Consider the following 13,353-nt stretch of genomic DNA (forward strand, 5'->3'; position numbering starts at 1 on the left):
AACACCCCTGTTGTTAAAATATTAATTAGTGTTGCTCTGGCTCAGTTGGAGCCGGAACAATTGCCTCTTCACCCTCGATAACGTCATCAGTCAACTCATCGTCTGAGTCGCTAAGGATGTCGGACTCCATCAACTCAACATTCAATGCAAGAGACTGAAGCTCTTTCACTAGAACGTTGAACGATTCAGGAAGACCTGGTTCAAGGATGTTTTCACCTTTCACGATGCTTTCGTACATACGAGTTCTACCTGCCACGTCGTCAGACTTAACAGTTAAGAATTCTTGTAGTGAGTAAGCGGCACCGTAAGCCTCGATCGCCCAAACTTCCATCTCCCCTAGACGCTGACCACCGAACTGAGCTTTACCACCCAGAGGTTGTTGCGAAACAAGAGAGTAAGGTCCGATAGAACGAGCGTGGATCTTCTCTTCCACGAGATGGTGAAGTTTCAACATGTACATGATACCCACAGTAACTGGGTTCGTGAACGGCTCACCTGTACGACCGTCAAAGAGGATCGATTTACCAGATGTTGGAACTTGCGCTTTTTCTAGCAAGCCTTTTACGTCAGATTCACGAGCACCGTCGAAGACTGGCGTACCCACGTGGATACCGTTCTTCATGCGAGTGACCATAGACTTCAATGAGCCATCATCTGCTTTATCAAGTTTTGCAGAGATGTCGCTATCACTGAAGATGTCTTTCATGTCTTTACGGGCATTTTCAGCGTTCCACTTTTCAAGGTGGGCACCTAATTGTTTACCCAAGTTGTGCGCAGCCCAACCCAAGTGAACCTCAAGGATCTGACCGATGTTCATACGAGAAGGAACGCCCAGTGGGTTTAGAACCATGTCAACAGGTGTACCGTCAGCTAGGTATGGCATGTCTTCCGCAGGCAATACTTTAGAGACGACACCCTTATTTCCGTGGCGGCCGGCGAATTTGTCACCGACTTGCATTTTACGTTTAATAGCAACGTAAACTTTAACCATCTTGATTACGCCAGGAGGCAATTCGTCACCTTTGCGTAGACGATCAATTTTCTCGTTGAAGACCAATTTAACAGCGTCAAGTTGGTTACGAGCATTGTCGATGATCTTGTTCACTTGGAACTCAAGATCTTGTTCAAGAGGGATATAGTTCAACAATTCAAATGGAACTGTCTCTAGGTCCGCTTCCGTGATGATTTGACCTTTATTAAGAAGCTTTTGGCTTCCATCTTCGTTCAATAGAACGCCCGTTGTTGTTTTACCAACAAGGATGTCACGAAGTTTAGAGATCGCGTTATTTTTGATAACGTTTTGCTCTACAGCCAAGTCCTTCTCAAGTTTGCGTTTTTTCTCTTCGATGATTGAAGACAAACGCTCATCGCGGTCTGCGCCTTCACGAGAGTAAACTTGAGCGTCGATCACTGTACCGTAAACGCCTGATGGCGCACGAAGTGATGTATCACGAACGTCACCCGCTTTTTCACCGAAGATCGCTCTCAAAAGCTTTTCTTCAGGAGAAAGTTGAGTTTCACCTTTTGGAGTTACTTTACCAACGAGGATGAAGCCTGGACGAACTTCCGCACCGATGCGGATGATACCAGAGCTATCAAGGTCTTTAAGAGCCTCTTCACCGACGTTAGCGATATCGCGAGTGATCTCTTCCTTACCAAGTTTTGTATCACGAGCCACACACTCGAATTCTTCGATGTGGATGGAAGTGTAAACGTCGTCTTTCAACAAACGCTCAGAAATAAGGATGGAGTCCTCGAAGTTGTAACCTTGCCAAGGAGTGAACGCTACTAGGATGTTTTGTCCAAGAGCCAATTCACCAAGTTCTGTAGAAGGACCGTCAGCGATGATGTCGCCTTTAGAAACCTTGTCACCTACAGTTACGATTGGTTTTTGGTTAAAGCATGTATTTTGGTTCGTACGTTGGTACTTAGTTAGGTTGTAGATGTCTACGTTCGCACCCAACTCGCCACCTTTTGCAAAACGGCGAACCACGATACGAGATGCGTCGACTTCTTCAACGATACCGTCGTTTTGAGCAACAACAGATGTACCAGAGTCACGAGCTACCAAACGCTCTACGCCTGTACCAACAAGTGGTGCGCGAGAACGCAACAATGGAACCGCTTGACGTTGCATGTTCGATCCCATCAACGCACGGTTGGCGTCGTCATGCTCAAGGAATGGGATCAAAGAAGCCGCGATAGATACTAGTTGCGATGGAGAAACGTCCATCAAAGCAACTTTGTCTTTATCAACGATTTCGTACTCACCGTCACGACGAGTGATCGTCGTCGCAGTTTGGATAGCTTTATTACCAGCTTCGTCACGAGCCGCAGGAGCAATGTAGTGACCTGCTTCTTCCAAAGCTGACAAGTAATTGATGTCTTTAGAAATAGAACCTTGCTCAACCTTACGGTACGGAGTCTCGATGAAACCGTAGTTGTTGATACGAGCATAAGTCGCCAAAGACGCGATCAAACCGATGTTTGGACCCTCTGGAGTCTCGATCGGGCAGATACGACCGTAGTGCGTAGGATGTACGTCACGTACTTCGAAACCGGCACGGTCACGAGTCAAACCACCAGGGCCGAGAGCTGACAAACGACGTTTGTGAGTGATCTCTGACAATGGATTTGTTTGGTCCATGAACTGAGACAATTGAGAAGAACCGAAGAATTCTTTAACAACCGCGTTCACTGGTTTCGCGTTCACTAGATCGTGAGGCATCATCGTCTCAACGTCTTGAAGAGACATACGTTCACGAATCGCGCGCTCCATACGAACTAGACCAATACGGTATTGGTTCTCAAGCAACTCACCTACAGAACGAACACGACGGTTACCCAAGTGATCGATATCGTCGATAACACCGCGACCGTTTTTAAGGTCGATCAGAGTTTTGATAGTGCTCAAGATATCTTTATGAGTCAGTGTTCTGTGTGAAGGTGGGCACTCGTCCATAGAGATGCCGAATCTGTGGTTGATCTTAATACGACCAACTTCAGAAAGATCATAAGTCTCTGGATCGAAGAACAAACGACCGAAGAATGTCGTAGCGGCTTCCAAAGTTGGAGGCTCACCAGGACGAAGACGTTTGTAGATCTCAACCAAAGATTCATCTTTGTTAGAAACTTTATCAACTAGCAACGTGTTGCGAAGGTAAGGACCTACAGTCAAACCGTCGAAGAAGATCATGAAGAAACGATCAATTCCAGACTCGATAGAACGCTTGATGATCGCAGAGTTCAATTCTGCATTGGCATCAGCGATGATCTCACCTGTTGACTCGTCAATAAGTGGTTTCGCCAATACTTTTCCGTCAAGGTCTTCAGGCTGAACTTCAAGCTCAGTGATGTTAAGATCTTTGATTTTCTTAACGATCGCACGAGTGATACGACGACCTGCTTTAACAAGCGCCTCACCTGATTTTGGATCGATAACGTCTGTCAATGCTCTTTGGCCTGACATACGCTCGATATCAAGTTTACGATAAAGCTTTCCAGATTTTACGTAAACTTCGTCTAGGTCGTAGAAGTACTCAAGAAGTTGCTCAGTGTTGTAACCAAGAGCCTTCAAAAGAATTGTCACAGGGAATTTACGACGACGGTCGATACGTACGTGGATAAGATCTTTTTGATCGAATTCAGCATCCAACCAAGAACCACGGTAAGGAATCACACGTGCAGAGTAAATCAATTTACCAGAAGCATTGTTCTTACCACCATCGTGGTCGAAGAATACGCCCGGAGAACGATGCAACTGAGAAACAACAACGCGCTCAGTACCGTTGATGATGAAAGAACCGTTTGCAGTCATCAATGGGATTTCGCCCAAGTAAACTTCTTGTTCTTTCACGTCGCGGATGCTGCGTGCTTCAGTTTCTTCGTCAACGTCGAAAACGATCAAACGAAGAGTCACCTTGATTGGAGCAGCGAAAGTCATACCACGCTGACGACACTCGTCCACGTCGTACTTAGCTGGCTCTAGAGTGTATGATACAAACTCAAGGCTTGCTGTGTTGTTGAAATCTGTAATTGGGAATACAGATTTGAAAACGCCATTGAGACCCGCATCGCCACGGCGATCTGGATCCATATCTTTTTGAATGAAAGCTTCGTAAGAAGATTTCTGCAATTCAATCAGATTTGGGATATCAATGACCTGCTTGTTTTTTGCAAAAGACTTTCTAACTCGGATGTTAGAAGCTGTAACTGGAGTTCTTTCCAATTTACTCTCCTGATCTGTTTGCACTCCGGCAGGGCCGGAGTAGAAAATCGGACATTCGCTTCGGGGGGAATTATCCAAGGCCCACATTAAATCTTTAGATAAGCATCTCAACCTACCTGAAGTTTTAAGGAAATCAAGTGATTATAATACTTTCCGCCTGGTTCAGAAGAGACTCTTCGAGGGGCTTAGAAACCTAAAATTTGATGATTTTTTTGGGAGCCGTGCGGCCCCGATAAAGTAAGAACCTTACCCCACGAGTTCTGTCTTTCGACGGAGACATTAAAGCGAAGATCAATCCTTCACATGATCGCCCATTGCGTTGCGTTAGTTGATTGAAATATAAAGGAATTTTAAGTTTCCAGAAAGAGCTCCGATGGAGCTGAGTCTTTGTCACTAAAGATGCGTGACCGCTTTAAAAACGGCTTTCCTGAACCGCATTGATCGACCGTAAGTCTATTTTGCGCATCGCAGCCATGCCTCCTCTGAGCGACATTCGTATTTAAACCTTTTCCTTTTTTCAATCGAAGAACCGGGAACTGCTTGAAAAATACGCAGGCCAAACAACCCTTTCCTAGTTTTGCAAACGATCTTCCTGTTTGCGCGGTCGTTTTAAAACTTCTAAGTGACCTTTGTAATCCTCCCACCCCACTTTTGAAAAAATCCTAATTTGCTAGGCTTTCAGTAAACAAGGAGATCCCTATGAAAGCATTGGTCCCATTTCTGGCAATGATGGCCACGAGCTTCGGCGCTTATGCGGGCCCCAGCGATCTGTCGGCCTATTTTTCGAAAGACTTTCTAATGAAGAAGGCGGACACCGGCTGCATGCCCAAAGGAATGAAGGCCGATAAAACCGGAGACTTTCTTTACGTCGCGGAAATGTGTGGAAAAATAGATCCCGCGAAAAACCAACGCATGCCCACGGCGTCCGTTTTCGATTTGAAAAAGCAAACCTTGGTTAAAACATTGGTGACACCTGCGGGACCTACGGACGGCATTTTTGCGAATACCGAAGTGGATATTTCCATAGATGGGAAGTTTGCTTTTATTTCTCGCGCGGAGGGAGGAAAAACAGCGGAGGTCTTTAAAAACGGGGGGCTTTTGAGTGTCGTGAATACAGAAACTCAAAACATCGTGAAGTACATTCCGACGAAAGGCGAAGGTTCTAAGATCATCGCCTCACGTCCCATCGTCGCCGAAAGACCTTCGGAACAAATCCTTTACGTCGCCAATTATTTTTCTGATGACATCAGTGTGATTGATGTCACGAATCTTAAAGATGATGGCAATTTGGATGGCAGCCGTCACCTTGTGAAAAAAATCCGTTTGCAGACACGTTTTACAAATCCATCGATTAAAAAATATCTGATCGCTCCCCGCGGAATTACTTTTACGCCTGACGGAAAATACGCATTAATTCTCGCCACCGAAACCGGCAGTCTTATCATCGTCGATGCTTTGAACCATCAGCAGATCGCGGAAATTTCTCCGATTGAAGATTCCACTGCGGGCCGACCACTTAATTTACGTCATGTGGTTGTTACTAAGAATGGACGCCTGGCTTATTTCAGTCATATGCGCGGCAACGCCGTTTCGCGGATTGATATGGAAAATCTGATGGAGGAAATCGCAAAAGTCGCCGCCACGTCGATGACTCCCGTATTGCCATCAAGTGTATGGAACAGACTTCTTGTTCCCTTTAATACTCCGAAAGGACTTAAAAAAATTTTGATACTTGAAGATTACCCGTTAGATCACCCTAACTTCCCCGGTAAAAAATGGGATCTCGCGCATCCTAATACCATCGTTTTAGATCCTTTGGAAAATCGTTACCTGTTCGTTTCATCGCGAACTACGAGCTATAAAGATGACAGCAAGGTCGATCCAAAAATTAAAGGAAAAATCGATATCATCGACACTCGCAACGGAAAGATTGTTTTCACTTTGGTGGGAGGTGCACAACCGACGGCATTGGAGGTTTCACCGGATGGATCAACACTGATCTCGGCTGGCTTGAAAGATGATAAAGTTTATTTCTACGATATCAGCAAAATTATTTCTTTGTATCAGCGGTGGTAATTGAGCGCCCTTTCAAAAGGGGCTCTTTAAGTATATTTCTGAGCAGTCGCTGAAACTCTTTCGTAAATAATTGCAATCGAGACTCCTCCTTGCGTTACCGCAGGGAGGAGCTCATCACCCGCGAATTACTTTTCTACTCCCGCAGCTGCCAAAATAGCATTCACAACACGAAGAGGTTGAGATTGCATAATGACGTGACTTCCTGGATAAGCCGTCATTGTTGCTCCGATTTTGGAGGCCATGGCTTTTTGAAGGGCTGGCTGAATCATATGGTCTGTTTCAGCGACAACGTACCAAGAAGGTTTAGTTTTCCAAGAAGCGATCGTCGCCTTCTCCGCAAACGAAGTCGCCGCCGTCGGAATCTGCGTTGCAAACATCAAGGAAGTTGTTTTGCGAGGAAGATCTTGAGCGAAATATTTTTTCATCCCCATCTCCGTCAAAGTTCCATATCCAAAAGAATCAATCACCAACTGGCCAAAACCGGGCGACACTGGATAGTCCTTCGTCAAATCTAAAACAGACTGCCCTTCAGAAGGAGCAAATGCCGCTACATATACTAGAGCATGAACATTCGGCTTACTCCCTGCTTGCGTGATGACGAATCCTCCCCATGAATGCCCTACTAGAACCACGGGTCCTTTCACATTTGCTAATGCTCGCTCCGTCGCAGCGACGTCTTCAGCAAAGGACGTTAACGGATTTTGAACGGCAACGACTTTAAATCCCCGCTCTTGCAGCATGGTGGTGACACGACTCCACGAGGCAGTGGCATCGGCAAAAGCTCCGTGAACTAAAACGATAGTATGATCTGTGGGGACGAGGGCTTGAGCCCACGGAGCCAACAGAAAAGATAAAATAAAAATACTTAAAATATTTCGCATAGGGTGCTCCTTTTTCAGAAAAGTAGAGCATCATGCTGTATCCGCCTCAATCACGACGCTTAAGATACACAAAGTTCTATTTGAAAATTCACTGACAATTCAAATGGGATTAAAACAGATACTGCAAAGAAAGACCGGAAGAGATGTAGTACTGAAGGTCGCGATTGTTATTATTGAAAATAGCAATCACACCGTTATCAAAGATGCGGATGCGATATGAGATGCCAATGCGACTTCGCATAAACGTATACGTTGTTCCAAACTCGGCCCCGTAGCGAAGCGCCGTAAAGTCATAATAATCAGGGTACGGATACTTGTCTGGCGACTCTAGAAAGTACTTGTCAGAATTCAGGGCGTAAACAAAGAAGAATCCAAACTGCAAAGGTCTCCAGACATCTTCGCGCACGGGAGTGTTCCATCGAGAATAACGATAGACTAGATTCGCCTGATAAAAAACCTCGTCATCAATCGGATAACCACCCAAAGAAAGATCGACCGCGTGTTCGGGCTCAAACTCGTAACTGGCCCCTGCGGCAACGGTTCCCATGAATCCTGCGCGCTCAACCACGGCACGCCAGTCATCGGCCTGCGCTGACGACACAAAAAGAAACAGGAATGCTATCGCTAAGGCTTGATAGTTAAGCATGTGTTCCCCATTGTATCCATCCGTGTGACGCAAAATTGATTTCCTTGGACTGTGATACTTAACCAGTGAGTCCCCTCTTCACCGGCCACTCGCCCACATTGCATCATGATAGTGTCGTGATCAGTGGAAAGATCATAAGCGTGATTATGTCCGTTATAGATGACCTTTACTCTCGGGTGTTCGATCACGTAACCCAATGTGGCCGCGACATCGTCAAAGTAGCGATCCGTATCGCGCAACTGCACATGCGAAAAGATCATGATGTTTTTCGTCGTTTCATCTACGCGCGCCTTCAGCCAATCCGGGTCGAACTCTTGAGGATTTTCAAGATTGTTCGAATTAAAGAAGATGAAACGATAGTTGTCGGATTCGAAATAGAAATTCGAAGGCCCAAAGGCTTTGCGATAAAGTTCTGGTCCGGCACCGATAGAGTCGTGATTACCAACCGCATTGATGACGAGTTGACGAAGTGGGTTGATCGCTTCGATGAACTCATCATATTCGAGATTGTATGCCGAGTTCGTGAAATCTCCTAGCCCCGCGACGAAGTCAAACTTTTCGGCTTGATTCATTTGGAAGACCATTTTGTCGGTAGCCTTATAGTTTTGATGAGGGTCAGAAAATACAGCAATGCGAATCACGCCATCGCTTTCGGGGTTCCCCACTTTATCTAAAGAAAGCTTATTCAAACTTCGTTCAGGCCGTAACAAATTGTCAGAGAAAGGCGAATCTACAAAGGGAGCGCAAGAACTCGTAAATACAAATGCCGTGATATAAAAAAGGAGTCTGATCATAGTTTGAACTCCACACCCAAGCGACCATAGAAATCATTGTCTATCTGAGTGACGTTGGAATTTGGATGATAGATTCTTTCGGATTCATAAAGGCGCCTGTCGACGGCAGCGCCCAGGGCGAAGGTCACTCCCGTTTTGGCAGTCACAAATTTTTTGAAAGCGGCTTCGGCGAAGATCTCTTGATAATACAGACGATCCTCATCGTCGGCGCGAGAGTCGTACATGTAAGAGCGAACCGTCAGTCCCACTCTGCCGTCGAAAACAAACTCATCTTCAAGAAACTTTCGCGCCCAGTAGTTGATTCCAAATGGGGTAATTCCAAAACTATGCAGCCAATTCACGTCTGCTCCCCATTCAATACGGAAGAAAGGAAAACCGACGGTGGTTCTTACATTTTCACTCAGATTATAAATCACCCCAAAGTACGGAAAGGGTTTTCCATCGTGAATGCCGCGATTGTCAGATTGGTTGATCGCAAAAATCCAGTGGTAGTTTTCTGCCGGCGCCGTTTGATAGGCAATAGTTCCATCAAAATAGTCGTTGCGCGGCTCGCCCCAGGGCACGTCACTGGCTGTCGCATAGGATGCGAAAAAGCCCAAGCGTCCGCCATTTGAAAATTCACGGCGCGCACCGAAGCCAGCGCCCTGGTTTTGCAAAGAATTGGCAATGAAGACTTCCTGCTCTCCTAAGGTAAACTGAGTGCGCCCTAAACTTAAGCTTTCTGAAAACACGTTCGCAGAAGCGCTCCAGGTTTCAGATTTATAAAGAGGAATGCGAATATCGGTATCAAAAATACGCACTGGAGAATCTTTGTATGTGTAAGGAGACGTCCACAGATCCGAACGAAAGCTAAAAAGCATTTGCAGATTTTGTTCTTCAATTGTGGGAATAGTCCCTAAAGGTACAGAGAAGGCCCAAGGGGCTTGTAGAATAACAAACGCAAAAAAGAAAAGACGAATGAAGTAAATCACCATCTATTTGTAGGCCCTCTTAAAACTTCCGTCAACTTCTGCACAAAGTTATCAAAAGCAGTATCGGGGCCCGAATTATTTACCTACGTATGCACTGTCAACTTCACTTTTTAAAGGGATTCAAAAGATAAAGCCAACTTTGTCCCTTTTTTTTCATCCCTTTTTCGATCACAGCGACCTGATCTTCGTAAATTTTGTTAGCATCTTCAGGCAAAACAAAATCATCCCAGCTAAAATAAATTTCCGGCCAATCCCGGCCCTCCACCACGTCGTTAAGATGCCCTTTCAGATGTTCTTTTACGAACTCCAGTTCTAAATTCCAATTTTGTGGCCAACTTTGTTCCGAAACAACTTTCTGACGTCGCGAAACTTCCCATTTTGCTTGCACTATTTTTTCTAAATACAGATGAAATAGAAAGTACGCAGGAACATGGCGTTTCAGAGAGCTACTGCTAGTTTGGAACACTATCAAGGTAAAATAGGAAGGATAATTTACGGAAATATCCATCCAAACCAGACTTCCCGGTCGACGAAGACTCCATACCCATTCGTCATTTTTACGTTTCTTTAGATATTCAGCCATTTGTTCACAAGGAGTATATCGATGGTCGAAGATTTCAAAATTATACTCTCTCGCGAAATCAGTTATATATTTCTCCACATTTGCGTCAGGAAATTTTTGGTGCTTCATAATTTATTTACCTCTCCGAAAATATTTAATACTTCATCATCATAAAACCGGCTTCGCTCTACCAATTTTTTGGGATTTCCGATGTCAATTACTGTCACCTCATTTTTTACGATCTCATCTACCCAAGACATGTTTTCCTCATACATACTCGTGGTCGGAACTTCGTCATAAGAGACACGAGTCCCACCATTTAATTTACCCAGGCCGACGGAAGCTTCGAGTGATGGTTCGAAAGTCACAACTTTAATTCCGCTTAACTGCAATTTATCAGCAGCTTCTCGAACGGTTCCCATGTCCCGACCTATCACTGCAACTTCTGAAAGATCTTTACCTTCTTTAAAGCGAGCGACTTTCATACTTCCAAGCAAATCGGAAATTTTATCGTAGGATTTTACGGCGCTGTTAATTCCAGTCTTTGCAAAAGGATGCCTAGCTACAATCTTGATGCCCGCGAACGCCAGACCCGCAGCTCCAGGCATTACAACACCTGCCGCCGCTAAAATCCTTTCTGTTTGAGAGAGCTCTCTGCCATCGACGATGCTCTTTCCGGTGATGAACTCGTAAACATCCTTTCCCCAACCGAGAGGGGAAATACCAATACCAATGTCAGCGATAGTTTTTACGATTTCTAATGAGGCTTGTTGAAATACGTGCGCCTGCTCTTCCGCGTGGCCAGTGTATGCACGTTCCGCTTTCTCAAGAAAATACTTCGCCTCATTTAAAACTTTGATTTTGCCCGCGTCATTCTGATAAGCCACTCGGGCGGTCGCAATGGAAGTTTTTATGGCGAGTTGTTTTTCCGTGAACTGAGCTAAATCCCAGTAATATCCTGCATGAGCTCCATCTTCGTAATCGATGTAGTCTGGATAATTCCACCAATCAGGCCGATAACCGAAATCTGCACAGTTAAAAACAGGGGCACAATCTTTAATACCTTCAAGTGGTAAAAAAGATTTACCGTCCACTGATTTTACAAAAAGAGTTTCATCCAGCCTTTCATAAAGATTTTTGTGGCCGAACGCTCCGGGATAATAGACTGTCCCGCTTGAGTCTTTGGCGAATATGACTCCGTCTCCACGATCAGAGTCTTGGCGCGCAATCACGTGGCGTTCTATTCGAGGTACCGAATTCGAGGTGCTAGAACCTCTATCTTCGGAAACACTTTCTAAATCACGATCATCTTCCTTACCCTCATGCCCAGTATCAGAACTATCATGATGATCATCATCATAGTCGGGACCATCATCATCGTAATCTCCATATCCGCCGTCACGATCATCATCTCTTTCATCGCATCCTGAACCGACGCAGTCTCCGTCGATGTGGCCCTCATAAGCATCTTCACCGGGAGTAATAACAAAAGGTTCATCATCAAAAATTTCGATGCGCCCATCATCGTCATGGTCGTGACCATCATTTTCGTCATAAGCATAAGCACTCGGTAAGAACGATGTATGCAGAACCAACAAAATGGCTAAAATATTCTTAGATTTCCAACGATCAAAAAGCCCGAACACCATAAGGTCCTCCGCTTTCGGAGGAGCTATAAAGCAAAGAGAAAACCCACTAAAAACACCCTAAAAAGGGCTTTATTTGAAGATGAAGAACACCAATTCCGCCGAATCGGACAGTGTCCGAGACTAGGGAATAAAGAGAGGATGCCAGTTTTCTATTGTTTAAAAGGAACCTGGTACCTTATTAACACGAAGGGAAGCAGGTACCTTTGGGCAGAGAATAGCAAATCATCCCATCAATCGGCGCGAGAGCGCTGATTCGATAAATGAAAAGGACGTCGTTAAGAAGTTTAATTTTTGATGCAGATAATGCCCCTGATACAGGCTTGATTTTTTCTTTCGTTGTAGCATGGAGCCTTGGATTGGAAGGGTGAGGTATTTTAGAAAATTCAGACCTCCGGCCCCGCAGGATGCGGTATTCAAGGCCGGCGAGCGCCGGAAGCGCGCGTCTGAATTTTCTAAAATACCTCACCCTTCCACTCCAAGGCGGCCCTCGCTACAAACGAAAGGCAAAAAAAAAGCCCCGTGTTTCCACGAGGCTTTCGATTCTTCGCAAGAAGAGCAAAAACTACTTAACAGTAACTTTCGCGCCTGCAGCTTCAAGAGCTTTCTTGATTTTTTCTGCGTCTTCTTTAGTAGCGCCTTCTTTAACAGCTTTGTTACCAGCTTCAACAAGGGCTTTTGCTTCAGCAAGACCAAGACCAGTCAAGCCACGAACTTCTTTAATAACGTTGATTTTGTTGGCGCCAGCGTCAACAAGGATAACGTCAAAAGCAGTTTTTTCTTCAACAGCAGCAGCAGGACCTGCGCCAGCAGCAGCTACAGGAGCAGCAGCAGAAACGCCCCATTTTTCTTCAAGCATTTTTACAAGTTCAGCGATCTCAAGAACAGTTTTTTGAGACAACGCATCAACTAATTGATCGTTAGTTAGAGACATTTTAAAATCCTCCAAAGGATATAAATTTATTGTTAATTCAAATATTCAGCACCCAAACGTAACTATTACGCTTGTGGAGCTTCTTCAGTAGTAGCACCGCCACCAAGTTTCTCAGCGTAAGCATTTAAGCATCTAGCAAGTGCAGAACCTGCACCCAATAGTGTACCGAGGAACATAGCGCGAAGTTGGTCTTTGCCTGGAAGAGTCGCCAAGAATTTGATCTTAGCATCGTCCAACGCTTCACCGTCCATAACACCAGACTTGATCTGAAGAACTTCAACGTCCTTCGCGAATTCAGCCAATGTTTTTGCAGTAGCGTTCACTTCACCGTAAGAGAATACGATGGCGTTAGTACCTTTCATTGAATTAGCAAATGCCTTTTCAATAGCTGGGTGATCTTTGAACGCTCTTTTTGCAAGAGTGTTGCGGACAACCTTCATCTCTGATTCAGCAGCATTCAATTTTTTGCGCAAAGTAGTAACTTGCTCAACCTTGATGCCTTTGAAGTCAACGATGAAAGCTCCTTTAGCTTTTCCGAATTTCTCCGTGATTAGCTTAATCTCTTGCTCTTTATCTGCGCGAGTGATCATAAGTGAGCCTCCTTTCGTTAGATTC

At 45.0% G+C, this 13,353-nt stretch carries 10 protein-coding genes; 1 reads left to right on the plus strand and 9 read right to left on the minus strand.

From position 1 onward, the window contains the following. Positions 1 to 25 precede the first annotated feature (25 nt). On the minus strand, positions 26 to 4,228 hold the full coding sequence (gene rpoB / locus AZI87_RS02575) for a DNA-directed RNA polymerase subunit beta (RefSeq protein WP_063206538.1): 4,203 nt from the start codon (positions 4,226 to 4,228) through the stop codon (positions 26 to 28). Between the two features lie 699 nt (positions 4,229 to 4,927). Here rpoB and AZI87_RS02580 point away from each other — a divergent pair. Further along, positions 4,928 to 6,304 (plus strand): YncE family protein, encoded by a 1,377-nt coding sequence (locus tag AZI87_RS02580; RefSeq protein ID WP_063204866.1) that lies wholly within the window; start codon positions 4,928 to 4,930, stop codon positions 6,302 to 6,304. 125 nt (positions 6,305 to 6,429) lie between these two features. Here the strand turns inward: AZI87_RS02580 and AZI87_RS02585 are convergent, their stop codons facing one another. The 8 genes from AZI87_RS02585 to rplJ form a co-directional block, all read right to left on the minus strand. Beyond that, positions 6,430 to 7,185 carry an alpha/beta hydrolase gene (locus AZI87_RS02585; RefSeq protein ID WP_063204867.1) on the minus strand — a complete coding sequence of 252 codons (756 nt, stop codon included), beginning with the start codon at positions 7,183 to 7,185 and terminating at the stop codon, positions 6,430 to 6,432. Between the two features lie 109 nt (positions 7,186 to 7,294). Further along, complete coding sequence (locus tag AZI87_RS02590) at positions 7,295 to 7,831, minus strand: hypothetical protein (protein WP_063204868.1); 537 nt, start codon at positions 7,829 to 7,831, stop codon at positions 7,295 to 7,297. Beyond that, positions 7,810 to 8,625 carry a metallophosphoesterase family protein gene (locus tag AZI87_RS02595; protein ID WP_081112114.1) on the minus strand — a complete coding sequence of 272 codons (816 nt, stop codon included), beginning with the start codon at positions 8,623 to 8,625 and terminating at the stop codon, positions 7,810 to 7,812. The genes AZI87_RS02590 and AZI87_RS02595 overlap by 22 nt, the downstream gene beginning before the upstream one ends. Then, on the minus strand, positions 8,622 to 9,599 hold the full coding sequence (locus tag AZI87_RS02600; protein WP_253696363.1) for a hypothetical protein: 978 nt from the start codon (positions 9,597 to 9,599) through the stop codon (positions 8,622 to 8,624). Before AZI87_RS02600 ends, AZI87_RS02595 begins: the two co-directional genes overlap by 4 nt. 100 nt (positions 9,600 to 9,699) lie before the next feature. After that, the gene (locus AZI87_RS02605) at positions 9,700 to 10,179 is read right to left on the minus strand and encodes a hypothetical protein (protein ID WP_155722483.1); all 480 of its coding nucleotides are present in this window, start codon (positions 10,177 to 10,179) and stop codon (positions 9,700 to 9,702) included. A gap of 104 nt (positions 10,180 to 10,283) precedes the next feature. Continuing rightward, entirely contained in the window at positions 10,284 to 11,807 is a 1,524-nt protein-coding gene (locus AZI87_RS02610; protein WP_063204870.1) for a pre-toxin TG domain-containing protein, read from the minus strand. Positions 11,808 to 12,369: 562 nt separating this feature from the next. After that, on the minus strand, positions 12,370 to 12,738 hold the full coding sequence (rplL, locus tag AZI87_RS02615) for a 50S ribosomal protein L7/L12 (protein ID WP_063204871.1): 369 nt from the start codon (positions 12,736 to 12,738) through the stop codon (positions 12,370 to 12,372). 65 nt (positions 12,739 to 12,803) lie between these two features. After that, positions 12,804 to 13,328 (minus strand): 50S ribosomal protein L10, encoded by a 525-nt coding sequence (gene rplJ / locus AZI87_RS02620; protein ID WP_063204872.1) that lies wholly within the window; start codon positions 13,326 to 13,328, stop codon positions 12,804 to 12,806. Positions 13,329 to 13,353: the final 25 nt, after the last annotated feature.

The organism is Bdellovibrio bacteriovorus (assembly GCF_001592745.1).
GTDB lineage: Bacteria > Bdellovibrionota > Bdellovibrionia > Bdellovibrionales > Bdellovibrionaceae > Bdellovibrio > Bdellovibrio bacteriovorus_B.

Bases quoted from the DNA above. Each gene is read 5' to 3' on its own strand.
- AZI87_RS02580 (WP_063204866.1), top strand. From the start codon at position 4,928: ATGAAAGCATTGGTCCCATTTCTGGCAATGATGGCCACGAGCTTCGGC.
- AZI87_RS02585 (WP_063204867.1), bottom strand. From the start codon at position 7,185: ATGCGAAATATTTTAAGTATTTTTATTTTATCTTTTCTGTTGGCTCCG.
- AZI87_RS02590 (WP_063204868.1), bottom strand. From the start codon at position 7,831: ATGCTTAACTATCAAGCCTTAGCGATAGCATTCCTGTTTCTTTTTGTG.
- AZI87_RS02595 (WP_081112114.1), bottom strand. From the start codon at position 8,625: ATGATCAGACTCCTTTTTTATATCACGGCATTTGTATTTACGAGTTCT.
- AZI87_RS02600 (WP_253696363.1), bottom strand. From the start codon at position 9,599: ATGGTGATTTACTTCATTCGTCTTTTCTTTTTTGCGTTTGTTATTCTA.
- AZI87_RS02605 (WP_155722483.1), bottom strand. From the start codon at position 10,179: ATGGCTGAATATCTAAAGAAACGTAAAAATGACGAATGGGTATGGAGT.
- AZI87_RS02610 (WP_063204870.1), bottom strand. From the start codon at position 11,807: ATGGTGTTCGGGCTTTTTGATCGTTGGAAATCTAAGAATATTTTAGCC.
- rplL (WP_063204871.1), bottom strand. From the start codon at position 12,738: ATGTCTCTAACTAACGATCAATTAGTTGATGCGTTGTCTCAAAAAACT.
- rplJ (WP_063204872.1), bottom strand. From the start codon at position 13,328: ATGATCACTCGCGCAGATAAAGAGCAAGAGATTAAGCTAATCACGGAG.